The sequence below is a fragment of the Streptococcus oralis subsp. dentisani genome, from assembly GCF_003944205.1.
GTDB lineage: Bacteria > Bacillota > Bacilli > Lactobacillales > Streptococcaceae > Streptococcus > Streptococcus oralis_BH.
On the sequence record NZ_RJPH01000005.1, the window covers coordinates 1 to 14132 of the forward strand.

At 36.7% G+C, this 14132-nt stretch carries 15 protein-coding genes; 1 reads left to right on the plus strand and 14 read right to left on the minus strand.

Annotated features, from left to right (window positions below; genetic code table 11):
• Window positions 1-618: 618 nt before the first annotated feature.
• On the minus strand, window positions 619-1185 hold the full coding sequence (locus D8805_RS04835) for a PBECR4 domain-containing protein (protein WP_124787607.1): 567 nt from the start codon (window positions 1183-1185) through the stop codon (window positions 619-621).
• An 18-nt stretch (window positions 1186-1203) separates the two neighbouring features.
• Between D8805_RS04835 and D8805_RS10130 the strand changes: the two genes are divergently transcribed.
• A complete protein-coding gene (locus tag D8805_RS10130; protein ID WP_075202690.1) occupies window positions 1204-1392 on the plus strand; it encodes a hypothetical protein in 189 nt (62 codons plus the stop codon).
• A 30-nt stretch (window positions 1393-1422) separates the two neighbouring features.
• Here D8805_RS10130 and D8805_RS04845 read toward each other — a convergent pair whose 3' ends face one another.
• From D8805_RS04845 to dcm, 13 genes are all read right to left on the minus strand, one after another.
• On the minus strand, window positions 1423-4236 hold the full coding sequence (locus tag D8805_RS04845; protein WP_125415777.1) for a phage tail tip lysozyme: 2814 nt from the start codon (window positions 4234-4236) through the stop codon (window positions 1423-1425).
• A gap of 11 nt (window positions 4237-4247) precedes the next feature.
• The gene (locus tag D8805_RS04850) at window positions 4248-6605 is read right to left on the minus strand and encodes a VirB4-like conjugal transfer ATPase, CD1110 family (protein ID WP_185774572.1); all 2358 of its coding nucleotides are present in this window, start codon (window positions 6603-6605) and stop codon (window positions 4248-4250) included.
• On the minus strand, window positions 6556-6915 hold the full coding sequence (locus tag D8805_RS04855; RefSeq protein ID WP_014713383.1) for a PrgI family protein: 360 nt from the start codon (window positions 6913-6915) through the stop codon (window positions 6556-6558). The genes D8805_RS04850 and D8805_RS04855 overlap by 50 nt, the downstream gene beginning before the upstream one ends.
• 53 nt (window positions 6916-6968) lie before the next feature.
• A complete protein-coding gene (locus D8805_RS04860; protein ID WP_001054257.1) occupies window positions 6969-7823 on the minus strand; it encodes a conjugal transfer protein TrbL in 855 nt (284 codons plus the stop codon).
• Between the two features lie 16 nt (window positions 7824-7839).
• Complete coding sequence (locus D8805_RS04865) at window positions 7840-8082, minus strand: hypothetical protein (protein WP_000627865.1); 243 nt, start codon at window positions 8080-8082, stop codon at window positions 7840-7842.
• Window positions 8083-8102: 20 nt separating this feature from the next.
• Window positions 8103-9980, minus strand: a complete 1878-nt coding sequence (locus D8805_RS04870) for a VirD4-like conjugal transfer protein, CD1115 family (protein ID WP_125416011.1) — start codon at window positions 9978-9980, stop codon at window positions 8103-8105.
• On the minus strand, window positions 9980-10468 hold the full coding sequence (locus D8805_RS04875) for a hypothetical protein (protein WP_048773330.1): 489 nt from the start codon (window positions 10466-10468) through the stop codon (window positions 9980-9982). Before D8805_RS04875 ends, D8805_RS04870 begins: the two co-directional genes overlap by 1 nt.
• Window positions 10458-10757, minus strand: coding sequence for a hypothetical protein (locus D8805_RS04880; protein WP_000869753.1), 300 nt, complete (start codon window positions 10755-10757; stop codon window positions 10458-10460). The genes D8805_RS04875 and D8805_RS04880 overlap by 11 nt, the downstream gene beginning before the upstream one ends.
• A 333-nt stretch (window positions 10758-11090) precedes the next feature.
• Window positions 11091-11678, minus strand: coding sequence for a CPBP family intramembrane glutamic endopeptidase (locus D8805_RS04885; protein WP_048773328.1), 588 nt, complete (start codon window positions 11676-11678; stop codon window positions 11091-11093).
• Window positions 11679-11680: 2 nt separating this feature from the next.
• Window positions 11681-11914: a hypothetical protein gene (locus tag D8805_RS04890; RefSeq protein WP_000840776.1), complete on the minus strand. Its 234-nt coding sequence runs from the start codon at window positions 11912-11914 to the stop codon at window positions 11681-11683.
• Between the two features lie 12 nt (window positions 11915-11926).
• On the minus strand, window positions 11927-12307 hold the full coding sequence (locus D8805_RS04895; RefSeq protein WP_125353399.1) for a thioredoxin domain-containing protein: 381 nt from the start codon (window positions 12305-12307) through the stop codon (window positions 11927-11929).
• Window positions 12300-12749 carry a hypothetical protein gene (locus D8805_RS04900; protein WP_125353397.1) on the minus strand — a complete coding sequence of 150 codons (450 nt, stop codon included), beginning with the start codon at window positions 12747-12749 and terminating at the stop codon, window positions 12300-12302. The genes D8805_RS04895 and D8805_RS04900 overlap by 8 nt, the downstream gene beginning before the upstream one ends.
• Window positions 12733-14091 carry a DNA (cytosine-5-)-methyltransferase gene (dcm, locus tag D8805_RS04905; RefSeq protein WP_125353395.1) on the minus strand — a complete coding sequence of 453 codons (1359 nt, stop codon included), beginning with the start codon at window positions 14089-14091 and terminating at the stop codon, window positions 12733-12735. Before dcm ends, D8805_RS04900 begins: the two co-directional genes overlap by 17 nt.
• Window positions 14092-14132: the final 41 nt, after the last annotated feature.

Sequence of the window (14132 nt, forward strand, 5' to 3'; positions counted from 1 at the left end):
CTCGTACAAAGTATAATAAAAATCCCCACCAAATTTTGAAAATCTATTGAAATGTATTGAAGTTTATTAGCAGAATACATAAGTGGAAAGCTTGATTTTAATACATTTAGAAGATTAATGAAAAAGAAATATCACACTTTCATTCTTATTAAAATCCTTATAACTGTATTTTGAATGATTTTCCCCAATCAAGCATCCCTCTCTCTTATAAAATATATACATTCAGTTGTATGAAATGTAATATTGTTCTTATCAGACTTGAAACTTTTACTAATCCAACTATTTATCTTACACATTTATTTTAAACCTACAGTATCCTATTTTCTTAATATTCTACAGTGTAACACTGCATTTATATTATAACGCTAATATGTTCAGAAAAGAAATACTTTGTAAGTCAATGTCTGTTATAACGGAAATTGTTAGAGATGTCTATCATAACAGAAATTGAGATAATGTCCATAACTTCCCTGAAGATAAATTATGTAATCACAAACTATTTCATATCCAATCTAGTGTAGGTTGTTTAGAGCATATCATCAACAAAAAAAGAACGAGCCAAAACTGCGTTCTCCTTATAATGATAAAATATGTTTTATGCCACAAAAGATATGTAAACTAATCTTTTAAATAATAAAAAAGTTCCGACGTTTGTAAATGTTTTGAGTAAATTGAAATTACTTTTTGACCTTTTGGAAATACTGTCTTTCTCTTCAAATCTAATAAAGATTGAGGAACAATTTTCCTTGATGTCTCTTTCAATGTTAATGCTAGTATCTGTTTTCTTGTACGTAGAGCATAATCAAACTCCAAATACAAATAACGTCCTGAACCAGTTAGATGAACATGGTTTCCCAATAACTCCTCAATGGATCCTAAAACTTGCAACTTTTGCATCGTGGTTCCATCTTTTTTTATTTTCAACTCATCAATTATGACATGTCTATTTAAACAATCATCAAAGAAACTGCCTGCACCTTTTAGGTAATCAACACCACATAGGTGCATGAAATTAGTAGGTGAAAAATGAAGTTCAACACTTTCTATTTCCGTTTCATAATACATGATTTTGCCAACAAAGTGTTCTTTAAAAAAAGAAGCCGCAATTTGTAACTGAGTAAAAAAACGCTGAAGTTTTATTTTTTCGGTGTAATTTGGATTACGATAATCTCTAGAATTTTCCATATTTTCCTCACAAAAAAGGTGGTTTACAGAGTCTGTAAGCCACCTAGTCAGTCGGTTTATTCTGGTGTCTGCCACCGCTTGGCCCTTACGTCCAAGATTGCTATCGGATTTCGTTCTGGTGTCCGCCACCGCTTGGCCCTTATGTCCAAGATTACTATCAGATTGACCATGAGCCGACCACTCATCTACACTATTTATTCTACCTGAAAATTGTTAAAATTTCAAGTATCAACTTCTTTATTTCACCGTATAGGCAAAACTGATGGCACTATCTGCTTGAGAGATTTTTCTAAAGGTATAGTTAGGGTTGCCACCATAGTTTGTTTCAGACACGAGGAAAGAACCATCATCATAGACCTTCTCTACAAAAGCCACATGACCATAGTCTGCTGGTGTCCCATGTGTACCTCCTACAAAAGAAACAATGGCACCTTCTTTTGGTGTGGAACCCGTTTCTCCACCAAGACTTGAAGCTGTCGCAACCCAGTCTTGACCATTTCCCATGGTATTAATGATTGAAATCTTCTCTCCGTTTCTACCTTTTAGCTTTAATCCTAACTGGTTCATACGAGCCGCAACACCCCATGTACATTGTCCATAGGCATAGGCCATACCATCTCCACCACCAGGAACAGAACGCTCATACAAGTCTCCACGAACACCTTCAAGAGATTGTGGGTCACTCTTAGCCTGTCCCCCATTTGTTTGGCTAAAGCCTTTTTCAATTTGGTAATACCATTCCGTTGCTCTGGTCTGTCTTTCCAGTAGTTTGTCACCAGAATTTCCCTCCCAATAGGTGAGGAAGAGTTGGGCAAGATTGGCTGCACTGCCCGTATTTCTAAAGAAATCCTTTAACCAACTTTGATAGTAAGGACTATCCCCATGAAGCATAAAATCAAGTTGTAGGTCTAAATCATACCACTTCTTATTTTTGATATGTCCATAATTCAATAAAGCTGTATGACGTGTTGAACCATCTGCAGTATCTGTCCATTGACCTAACCCCAAACCTCTATGAAGAATATTAGGATAAGCCCCACTATAAATGGCTGGACCTCCAATCGCTAACCACGCTTCATCATCCCAAGAGGAATCGGTAGCGCCAACAGGAGGAGATAAATAATCCCCTTCAGCACGTTTAGGATTAATAGAAGACTCTACCGACCAATTTCCTAAAATTGCCGCAATGGCTTGAGGACTTGCCCCTTGAGATTTCAAAAACTCATAAATATGTTTTGCTCGTTCAAACTCATCCCCACCAAACTGACCAATGGCAGGTAAGATAGTTGTCTGAAGTTGAATGACTTTTGGGAAATAAAATTGCGGATTGACATACACCAATTTTTCTTTCTTATTCTTATACTTTTGATAGGAGACTTTCAAACCTGTATCATCTGGTGTTTCACCGATAACATCACCCGTTAGAACTCTTGTCCCCTCAATCGCACGGCCATTATGAATGGAATATAAGGTTAAACGACTCTCATTCTCTCCTTTTCCGTTAGTGAGAATAACATCATCTCCGTCTAGAGATACAACACCATCCATTGGTGCGACAATCCTTTGGTGAGCCTTCGCTTCTAGTAAAATGTACTCCTGAAGGGTAGGTTTTCCGTCTAAATCATAGTATCCATAACGATAAGTCATGGTTAGACTATCTTCGTTGCTTTTCCCCTCAAATGGATTGTCCAATTCCTGCATGGAAGCATAGACACCCTCTTCTTTTAGTTCCTTTATTTCCTCTTGATCGTCTTTCGATAGTTTATACTTAGGAGTTTCATAGAGGTCTTGCATGGATTTCAAATCATCCCCATCGTTTAAATCATGCCACAAAGTAGACAGATAATCCTTGTAAGATTCTGAACTAAATAAGTGAACTGGTTTGTGTAACTCATAGTCATGGAATTTAAAGTTCATATACCCCATCACATCATCAACTTTTGTGTAATAAGTAATTCCTTTGTCATTTGTGCGAGTATGTTCTGTATCTTCCCAAGTTAGGTGGGTATAAGCTTTTGTTAATTCAAATTCATCTTGTTGAATCAAACTAGCAGATGAAAATCCTAAAAAGAAGCTCATTATAAGTAAAAGAAGAAAGACTATTCCTCCAACTATCCAGGTTACAGGATTTCCAGCCGCAAATGTAAAGAAGGAAAAGGCTGCTTTTAGTTTTTGATAGATATTTCGGACACTTGTAAGACCTTGTTTCTTTAATTTTCGAAACCGATTTTTAAAAGAACTTGGGTTATCTTTCGCTAGTTTCCATCCTTTTCCATCCTTAAAATGATGGTATCGCTCTTTTGTGTTGGTCAGTCTTTTCTTGGTAAAACGACCTGTTGCTTGTCCTGTTTTGACACTAGCTTTTCCAAGGTTATAAGAAAGGCGACTGTAGCGTTTTCCTTTTCTAATTGTCTCTTGAAGTGTGTGATAACCTTCTAAATCTTCATTTTCTGAAGCTAACTCTCCACCTTCACGTCCAAGAACATAAAGAAAAGTTTTGGCTTTCCTACTGACTTTTTTGGACTTATAGGCTTGTTTAGTAGATTTTAGATTCTCTTTTGCGGCCTTGACTTCTTTCTTAGCTTTTAATTCTTCTAAACTCTTCCCTTGAAAGAAAAAATTAGATTTATGTTTCGATTCCTGACCGTAGAAAAATTTTTGATTGTTTTTTCTTTCTTTACGACTCTCTTTTCTTTCTTCTTTTGCTTCTACCTTTGCTTCCTTAAATTGATTCTTGGCTATTTTCAATCGTTTCCTAGCATGAGGCAACCGTCTGTCTCTTAATTCTTTGCGATTTAAAAGAGATGGAGGACTATTTTGAAGAATATGATTGTAGTCTTCATTTGCTTGTTTTACTCTAGCCTTTGAAGCTTCTCTCATCTCCTCCAGCTTTTCCTTTATCTCTTTTTTCCATGCTTTTTCATCCAGTACAGCGGAATTTTTTTTCTGTTTCTTCACCTCCTTCTTTCCTTTTTTCAAGAATTTCTTCTCATCTTTTAGACTTCTTCTAAATGCCTTTCGGGCACGTATGATTTCTCTTTTATCCTTCATTTACCTTCTCCTTAATTAGAAGCCATTTTATCAGGATCTGTACTCATGATATCAAACAATTGAGTACCTTGAGGAATCTTATTTTTAAAGGGAACTACAACGGAACCAGCTTTTATCAGTCCTGCACCTTTTTCTGGATTGACTAGGTATTTTTCAAGTTCTTTTGACAATCCTAAGAGTTGAACCAATTCTTCTCGGTCATTTTTTGCTTGCTTGAGGAGAATCATAAATTCACTATTTGCAATAATCCGTCTACCATTTGGATCTAACAATAAGGTTTCGACATTTTGGGTTATCCCAGTCGGACTGGCTCCATATTTTCTGACACGACTCCACAATTTAAAGAAGAAATCACTGGCATATTTATCTAATAAGAGAAGTTGCATTTCATCAAAATAAATCCAGGTCTTCTTCCCTAATTTTTGGTTCCGAACAACACGATTCCATATCTGATCAAACACTACCATAAGAGCGATTTGTTTCAGCTCATCTCCTAACTTTTTAACGTTATAGATTAAGAAGTTAGATCCTGTCTGAATATTGGTCTTATGAGAAAAAATATCAAGAGAACCTTCGACATACAGTTCCATATCAAGTGCCAAATTCTGCGCTTCTTCTTCTGGTTGTTGGCTCAAGACAAAGACCCATTCTTCCAAAGAAGGCTCTTTAAATGACTGATAAGTGAGTCTCGTAACTCGGTCGATAATCGATTTTTCTCTCCCATCCATTTTTCTATCCAATAACTTACCGATAAAGGATAAAAGAAATTCTGATTTTACCTTTACAGGATCCTCATCCATATTTTCCTCAGACAAGTCAAGGACATTGAGATAGGTTTGGGAATCGGGCGCAATATCAATCATTTCTCCACCAAAAGCTCGTCCAATGACACTGTACTCCGCTTCTGGATCAACGATGATAATTTCTGTATTTTCACCAGATTCCTTGATTTTGGTCGTGATAATTTCATGCTTGGTTGCCATACCTTTCCCAGCTCCAGATGTCCCTAAAATCAGACCAGACGGTGTATTTAATAGGCTACGATCAATGGTAATAATATTGCTTGAGATTTGATTAATACCGTAATATTTCCCACTACGGTCTTGTAAATCTACTGAAGTCCAAGGTGAGTTCACTGCTATATTGGACGTTAATAGACTCCGTGATACTCCCTCTAAAAAATCACAACCAAATGGCAGCAAACTATTAAAGGCTGCTTCTTGCATATATGGTAGTTTATCAATCATTAGGTCATTTGAGCCGGCAACTTGTTGGATAGTATCTAGAGCTTGTTTGAGTTCTTCTTCATCCTGACCAAAGACCCCAATCAAAAAGACTGTTTGAAACAGTTTATCTCCTGTCTCTGTCATGGTTTTTAAGAGTTCCTCAGCTTCATCGATATTGCTTTCTAAAACATGGCCTACTTTTTCCAAATAGATACCTGTACGAGCTAGTTTTTGTTGTTCCCCAATCTTTTGGGATTCCATCAAGGTCTTCTTTGTTCGTAGTTTCTTCATAGCATCTGCCTTGGTCGAACTTTGAGCATGAAGGCTCACAATCAATTCCAAATCTCCTTGCATGAGATCTCTGATAAACTGATCCCCTAATTCCATGCCGTAGTCTCTCACATAGACAATCTGCAATAAGCGGTCATTAATTTGTAGGTAATTCTTGTTTTTAAAATCTAAGAGATTAGGTGCTATGAAGTGACGAGTTGTCTGACCAGATCTCGTTAAATCACAGTAAGAAAAAGGAAGATGGTGTTCTCCTCTAAGCATATCTGCCAACAAGTTGACACGTTCTTCTCCAGCCAAGGATTCAAAACGTGCATCAATTTCTGAAAAACCACTCTTGAAATATTCTCCTATTTGAGACAAGGAACGATAGGCTTGTTTGGGATTAGAATCCTTTCTACCAAAGCTAATCAGTTTCACAGCTGAAAAATTATTTTCACCACTGTCTAAATTCTGATTCATCATCCGATTCAATTCTTTACGATAGGTATCATATCCATCTTCTTTTTCCTCATACAAAACACTTTGTCTAAACTTTTCTAAATTCAATCTTTTATTAAAGATGGTCAATTGGAAGTTGGTTTGGTCATCTAGGGAGTTAATCAAATCAGAATACTTCTCAATGATTGCCCCCTTATCTTCTAAACCAACGGTTTGGTAATTGACATCCCCAAGTAAGTAGCTTTGTGAGAAATAATCTTCTTTTACCTGCATTAGACCATTTTGATAGAGGGCTTGATAGGAAATGGTATTCGCCGTAGAGGGTAATACTTCCTCTTTTTTCCCTTTAACTTCTTCCTTTTTATTAGTCATTGAAGCTTTTTGTTTCTTTAATGTATTTGATTTTCTTTTCATGTTCAGGTCCTTTCTTTCCTGTAATTGTGCGTAGGGGAACCGTTAATTCAAAATGAAGACGGTATTTCAAATAATGTTCAAAATATAAATCATTGGGTTTATAGACTCCAAAAAGCATGAGGGGGATGGTAAAGGCAAACACAAAACCGTAAACAAACCAATCTCCAAATTGCCAGAAAAAGAGATTCAAGCCCAAAACAATAATTGTGACAATAAAGGCTGGTAAAACAAAAATGATTTGTCTTGTGGTGAAACCTAACCAAGCCCTGTGTTGGTATTTTGAGATGTCTTTAAAGACACGTGTATTCATGACTTTCCTTTCTAAAAAGGCTAAGAAGCAATCACTTCCTAGCCTTTATCTAATTACATACCTAAGATTGAGCGAGCCGTACGTTGAGAACCAACGAGGGCAATAATCAGTAAGATAGCTTGTACCAAACTACCAAACATAATCGCAAGTGATTGCAAGACTCCTGCACCATTTGAAACAGCTATTTTCCCAGCAGATTCAAACAAAGGAACAAGAGAAACAATCAGAAAAATAAGAACCCCTTGTACCGCATAGACCATAATATTTTTTAAATAGCCAATACCAATAGACTTCCATTCATCACTTAAAAATGTTGGAATCGTAAGAGGGGCAAATGGAATCATAAGGTAGAGTTGAATAAATCGAATAGATACCAAAAGATTAACCATGGCAGCACTTACTATCCGAACAAGCCAAATGAGGAGGGCGAAAAAGCCCACAATCATCCTGCCAATAAATCCTGACCCTTTTAATCCAGAGATGGTATCATACTTTGCCCCACCGTGAGCCACAATCGAGGCCACTTGCTCAATGGCGTGACTCGCAATCCCGATGATGGCTTCTACAATCACGGTAGTGTTGGTAATTACAACTGCGACCATAATATAACTAATCAACATCGGCGCTAATGCTTCAAAGGTCATCGCTCCTCCTGAGTTAGCAATTTTCTTTGCCATCTTCGAAAATTCTAAGATGAGAACAACTGATAAAATCGCAACTCCAAGAGGCTGCATGACGCTTTTAGTAATACTAGACATATAAGTCCAAACTGTTGGATTGTAGCTAGATAGAGATTTAATCAGATCTACCGTAGATTGTAAATCCACATTAAATCCTTCAAATAAATTTTCAGCTGATATTTTTTCAGATGCAAGGTAAACAAAGGGTGAGACTAAACTAAGATTCATGTCATTGTTTATCCTCCTAAATTGAAATTTGAGTTACAAAGGCTCCAGCAGCCCCGACCATAACACCACCGACAATTTCAAGAATGGCATTCCGAACACCTGGTCCACCATCTTTAATATTGGTTGCAAGATTGACAATCCCAACAACAACGAGAAAGGCACCAACCGCAATCAATCCCTTCTGTAACAAAGACATAGCTTGTGCAAACATAGCACTTGCGTCTACTCCATAAACAAAACCTTTAAAATGCGTAATCATCTATTTCCTCTTTTCTATTTTTATTTTAAACTAGATTCAAAAGTTAAATCACGAATTCTAAGGCCTTCAAGATGATTTTCTTGTCTTTGATTCAAAGGATTGATTTGATAGTTCCACCACCGTTCATCGCTTTCTTGATTGGCTAGGTATTTCCAGTTTGGATGCTTAGTGGAATTGTATTTTTTGCTTTTAAAGACTGGCATATTAGCAATTCGAACCAAGCATTCATGCCGTTTCATATTTCCGACTTCATCAGGTGTCATTAAATCACGAGCAATCTTTTGATGAGAAAGGGATCCTGAACCTGTCTGGCCAAAGGAACGACTCGTATTTCGAACATCAATGGTTTGTTTACCGAGTAAGCCACTCATAAATTTAAAGGTATCTTCATCATTACCACCTAAGTAGACTAAGCTATCACAATTTCCAAGAATGGTTTTCCAAGCTTCTTTTTCTTTATAAAGCCCTTGAAGTTGGGCAATATTTTGAAGAATAGGAACGAGACTCATATTTCGAGAACGGACTGTTGAGGTTTGTTCAGCAAAATCTGGAATTTCTCCGATATTTGCGAACTCATCTAAGTAAACTCTCACATGAAGAGGTAATTGTCCCTTAAAATCAATATCTGCTTGTCTTGTTAGGGTTTGAAATACGGTTGAAAAAAAGAGGGCTGAAAGAAAGCGAAAGGTACTATCATTATCTGGGATAACTAAGTAAACCATTGATTTTTTCTTGCCCCATGTCTTCATATCAAGGGTATCTCTTTTGGTCATATCCATGACACTTTGAATATTGAAGAGGGCAAATTTAGCAGTGGTTACAGCTATAACAGAATCCAGAGTCTTATCCTTATAATTTTGAAAATCTGCCCAATTTCGCATGGTAAAATTTTCAGTTCCATACTTTTTAGCATAATTTTCAAATAGAATTTCTAAGACACTTTTTTCTTGGTTTTCACCCTTGGATAAGTGTTTAATGAGTTTTGAGATTTCAGCAAAACTTGGATAACGCCCTCGTTTTTTTCGCTCTTCCACTTCTTTTTTTTGACGTTTCAACAAGTTTTGGTATTCTGTTTGACTCAAACGACTCTCTTCAATGAGCTGTTCTCTTGTTTTGGGTGGATTATAGAAATCGACCAAGTAAGAGGCTAAAGCTCGTACCAAAGTCATAGAAGCTTCATCCCAAAATGGATCACTACGAGAGCCAGAGCCTTTGGTGTTATTAAAATAAACCGTCAGCATGCGATTCAAATCATTTTCTGTCTCTATATAGCGAAAAGGATTGAAGCCATCTGAGTTCTTCATATTGACTAAATCTAACACCTTTACTTGGTAGCCATGTTCTAAAAAGAGTTTGCCTGTTTTCTCAGCTAAGTGATCTTTAGGATCCACGACAATATTAGAACTGTTCATCTGAATCAGATTAGGTTTTACAAAGCGAAAGGTCTTCCCACTTCCTGAACCTCCGATCACCGCAATATTCTTATTTCTATCATATTGGGGTGGTTTTTTATCTAATAATGTCAAACGAACATCTTGTGCTAAAATCGTATCATGAGAAAATTCCTTACCGTAAAAGATCTTCTTTTCTTTTAGAGTTCCAAAACGGGCGCTCCCGTATTCTACCCCTTCTCGGTATTGTTTTTTACCAGTCTCTAGATAGAGATAAACCAGCAACATCATCACAAAGCCTAGTAGAAAAAAAGCACTTGATTTTCCAGTAAAAGAAACATTCCATGGCGACTGAAGAACTTCATCTTGACCCTCCATCAGAAGATGAGTCCATTTATCTAAGCTATTTCCAGTATAGGAATCATACAAAAGCGTCAAACGATGAAAAAGATAGCCTAGTAAGATGCCTAACAGTGAGAATAGTAGGAATTTCTTTCCACTGTACATCATCTCACCATCTCTTTCTGTTTGACGGCCCCTTCTTGTCTAAAGGTAATTTGGGATTTAGCCTCATCAATTGCATCGTCTAATGACTTATCCATGGTAAAATCAGCTAATTTCTCCGGATCATTAACCATTTTTTCTAACAGATGGTCTAAATGATTGTCCAGAATCGAACGGTCTTTCGTGTAGAAATGTAGAGAATCCCCTTGCCAAGCGATGGCTAAAGGAATCTCTTCTTTTTCTAAAAAAGCTTTAAATTTCTCTATATCAATTGGTTTGTCTAAAAAATCTTTTTTCAGATTAATCGTATCAATCGAATAAGGAGATTGTAGCAATTCTTCTAATTTCTGTACCCCTATCTTATAGGCGGAATCTTGTGCTAAAACTTGGCGTCTAGACCATTCTAGAATCTTTAAAAGACTTTTTACAGTAAATAAAAGACTACGCTCAGCATATTGAACTGCCATTCGTTCCTGTTGTTCAGAGGACATCTGAGGCCTCCTTCTTAACAAATAGCAGCTTTCCTTCTTTATAACGATAAGCTATCAATTTCTGACGTTGCTTAATCGACTTGACAACCTGCAGTAGATCTCTCGAATAAGGTTCTCGAAGAGTAACTTCTACTGCTTTCCCATCAAAGATACCAACACGTTTAAATTCAATGTAGTCTTTTTTGAGATGTCCTAAGCCCATACCAAAAGGAAAGTGATGAATCAATTGGATGGTACAACCACCTTTATTTCCCATTTGTTTCAAATCATACAAGTTTACTACCTTCATGATTAACTCCTTTATCTAGTTTGTCGCATCGTTTAAGTCTGGTAACGATAAACTCCGTGTCTGTTAGAAAATTCTCACACACGTCTTGTGCCAGTTGCCCTTCACAGGGAAATACTCTCAGTCCCTACTTACACAGGCACGCTAATCAAGACGGAGTGGATTCAATTTTCAAAGAACAGGTAGCTTTATTATAGATAAGAGTAGTTGAAATTTTTATCACATTTCTTATTTTTCTGTCGAGCTAAATTCATATTCATCAAAGAGTTTGAAATAAAAGACTAACATTGTTACATAACGTTAGCATTTCATTTCCCTTTGAAAATCTAACGTTGTCTAAACAAGCAGCAAACTATAAACTAGTAGGTTCCACACCAAATGTAGACCCATACTGCCCCATAAGTCCGATTTATAGCGCACCATCCCTATAAACATTCCCAATGAAACATATAAACACCAAGCTAGAATGGTTCCAGGATGATGTGCTAAGGCAAATAAAACACTTGTCAACGCAATTCTGATATCTAATTTTCTCACCAAATTCCATATAATTTCTCTATACAGAAATTCTTCAACCATACTCGCATTGATTAAGAACAATAAAAATGAAAACCAAGGAACTTGATGTTGAAGTCCAATTAAGTTTGCTTGATTCGTGGTTCCTTGAGCATGGATTAGGCTAAAACATAGACTTATAATCAGTAGGCTAATGAATCCAATACCAAGCCATTTCATCCTAGATTTCATATTGACCTTATGAGCTTGTTTGCGTTGGCCATACATCCATAAAAAAGAAATGAGTGACGCACCATAGAGAATCTCTAGTATAGTTAACTCACCGATACAAAGAAATTTCAGTAAGTATAGAGATACCAATAGGACATTTACTTGTTGGAATATATAAACTGGAATTATTCTTTTCATAGTTACCTCCGAAATAAATCTTCATAATCTAAATCTAATACCTGCACAATCCTTTCTACCCATGGACTTTGAGGCATTCGTTGTTCCATCTTGTAGTGACGAATCTTTTGATACAAACGATTCAATTCACTTGGATAGTGAAACTCTCCCGCAAACATTTTTCTGGTTAACTCAATCCAGCTGATATTTCTTTCAGCCAAAATAATGGACAAGTTCTCCCAAAATCGTTCAGCCATATTGCTTCTCCTTTAACTTGATAAATAATGTGTTTGTGCCATGTAAATCAATTGTTTCGTATCTCTTGGCAATAAAGCTCTAGCCTCCTCCAGATTCAGATTTGGATAAACTCGCTTATTTGAAACCGCAAGAGGAAGTCTGATGGTTAGTTCAGGATTTTTTAATATCATCTCGATGAAATCCGTTAATCTTAGATTGTCACGGTTCTTAAATCGCAATAAATTGGGAGATAAAAACTCAAAACAATCTGAAGAATAGCTCATCATTTCAATTAATTTGTCCTTTGTCATTTCAGAAATAGAATGAGGAATGACCTCTATGCCATACTTTTGAAAGAAATCCAAAAGAAGTTGATTTCTATGGCTATTTTTACTTAGATAGAGATCAATCATGGGATACCTCCCAAAGATTCGGTTCCATTTGATATTCTGATACGATTAAGGAATCTAATAAATTTGCGAAGTTAATCGGTTGCTTGTCTTCATCATAAGCTTTTACAGTTACTTGGGTTGTAAGTATTCCCTCTTTTCCCTCGGCTCGATAGCCTTGTCCATATAAAACAAAAACAAGATTTTGATGATCATCTACAAAGGCATCGGCTCCGTTCTTTATATCCTGACTTTCAAGGAATTCCATAATGTTTTGAAGATAGGATTCATAAAATAGGGGGTAGTTGTGTTTTTTATGGTAATCATCTAAAAATGTCACCTCAAACTCACATGGATAATTGGGCATCAAAATTATTTGTTCATCCAGCTGTCTGATTTCTGCATCATGTAATTCTGTTTCTAATTCATCACAATCTAGTATTGATTCTTTATTTAATGCTTTCATCTTTTTCCTCTATTTCTTTAAATTTCTTTGCGATTGCGGCAATCACAGGAACGGTTACACTATTACCAGCTTGTTTATAAAGCTGACTATTACTAGAGACTTTTCTAGCAGCTTCAAAAGCCCAATCAGGAAAACCCTGCAATCGAAAACACTCTTTAGGAGTGATTCGTCGTATCCTCAGACGGTAAAATTGTCCATTTATTAAAATACCAGCAACATGGTAAACTTGCTTATCTTCTCCTTCATAGCTAGCCACTACTACTCCCATTTGACCACTAGTTGTTAACGTATTCGCTATACCTTTTCCAACTCTACCACGACGATACTGAGAACCTGGTCTTTCCAAATTGATTGAATCTCCTATTTCTGCTTGAGCATATCCTTTTTTCGTTGCCTCTCGGACTTTTAGAAATTGGATTGGTTCTGGAATCAGTATTTTGGGGATTTTATCTCCACCTTGCATCGTAGTCAGTGTTGGAGATAGCCCCTCACTTCCATAGACGCGACCAGTTTCCTTAAAGCTAGTTGGTAAATCTCCAACAACGACAATACCATGGCGATCCTGAGTATTTAAAGTAAACATTGGCTCTTGATTATCCTTGAAACGTCTACCATTTTGTCTCTTTTCTAATCTGTCTGGTGTCATACAAGGAATCGCAACTTTAAATCCTTCTCCTTTTCCACGAACTAAGGTTGGCGCAAGACCTTCTGAATAATAGACTTTACCACTCATTCCACTTTTTGATGGATTCAAATTTCCTAGTGCTTTCAAAGTCTCAGAGTTAGTTGCTTGACCTTCTCGTCTGAAAGGAAATAGGAGTCGGGTACCTTTCTTTCTAGAATGTCCGATAATAAACACCCTCTCTCTGTTTTGGGGAACGCCAAAATCCTTACTGTTAAGCACCTGCCACTCAACATCAAACCCCAACTCATCAAGTGTGGTAAGGATTGTGGTGAACGTCCGTCCCTTATCGTGATTGAGTAGGCCTTTAACATTTTCAAGAAAAAGAAAACGTGGTTGGATTTGTTTGGCCGCCCGAGCAATTTCAAAGAACAAAGTTCCTCTAGTATCTTCAAATCCCAATCGTCTTCCTGCGATTGAAAATGCTTGACAAGGGAATCCCCCACAGATGACATCGACTTTCCCTCTAAGTTTTTTAAATTCGTCATCTGAAACATCTCGTATGTCATGAAATTCTATTTCTCCTTCCGTTTGAAAAATGGACTTATAAGATTCTCTAGCAAATTTATCAATCTCACAAAATCCAATACACTCGTGTCCGACACTTTCCATTCCAAGTCGAAAGCCACCGATACCTGAAAATAAATCAATAAATCTCATTTCTTGATCACCCCTTTCTTATCGACTATCATTGTCAGAAC

Bases quoted from the DNA above. Each gene is read 5' to 3' on its own strand.
- D8805_RS04850 (WP_185774572.1), bottom strand. From the start codon at position 6,605: ATGAAAAGAAAATCAAATACATTAAAGAAACAAAAAGCTTCAATGACT.
- D8805_RS04895 (WP_125353399.1), bottom strand. From the start codon at position 12,307: ATGATTGATCTCTATCTAAGTAAAAATAGCCATAGAAATCAACTTCTT.
- D8805_RS04860 (WP_001054257.1), bottom strand. From the start codon at position 7,823: ATGAATCTTAGTTTAGTCTCACCCTTTGTTTACCTTGCATCTGAAAAA.
- D8805_RS04855 (WP_014713383.1), bottom strand. From the start codon at position 6,915: ATGAATACACGTGTCTTTAAAGACATCTCAAAATACCAACACAGGGCT.
- D8805_RS04880 (WP_000869753.1), bottom strand. From the start codon at position 10,757: ATGAAGGTAGTAAACTTGTATGATTTGAAACAAATGGGAAATAAAGGT.
- D8805_RS04890 (WP_000840776.1), bottom strand. From the start codon at position 11,914: ATGGCTGAACGATTTTGGGAGAACTTGTCCATTATTTTGGCTGAAAGA.
- D8805_RS04900 (WP_125353397.1), bottom strand. From the start codon at position 12,749: ATGAAAGCATTAAATAAAGAATCAATACTAGATTGTGATGAATTAGAA.
- dcm (WP_125353395.1), bottom strand. From the start codon at position 14,091: ATGAGATTTATTGATTTATTTTCAGGTATCGGTGGCTTTCGACTTGGA.
- D8805_RS04870 (WP_125416011.1), bottom strand. From the start codon at position 9,980: ATGTACAGTGGAAAGAAATTCCTACTATTCTCACTGTTAGGCATCTTA.
- D8805_RS04865 (WP_000627865.1), bottom strand. From the start codon at position 8,082: ATGATTACGCATTTTAAAGGTTTTGTTTATGGAGTAGACGCAAGTGCT.
- D8805_RS04835 (WP_124787607.1), bottom strand. From the start codon at position 1,185: ATGGAAAATTCTAGAGATTATCGTAATCCAAATTACACCGAAAAAATA.
- D8805_RS04885 (WP_048773328.1), bottom strand. From the start codon at position 11,678: ATGAAAAGAATAATTCCAGTTTATATATTCCAACAAGTAAATGTCCTA.
- D8805_RS04845 (WP_125415777.1), bottom strand. From the start codon at position 4,236: ATGAAGGATAAAAGAGAAATCATACGTGCCCGAAAGGCATTTAGAAGA.
- D8805_RS04875 (WP_048773330.1), bottom strand. From the start codon at position 10,468: ATGTCCTCTGAACAACAGGAACGAATGGCAGTTCAATATGCTGAGCGT.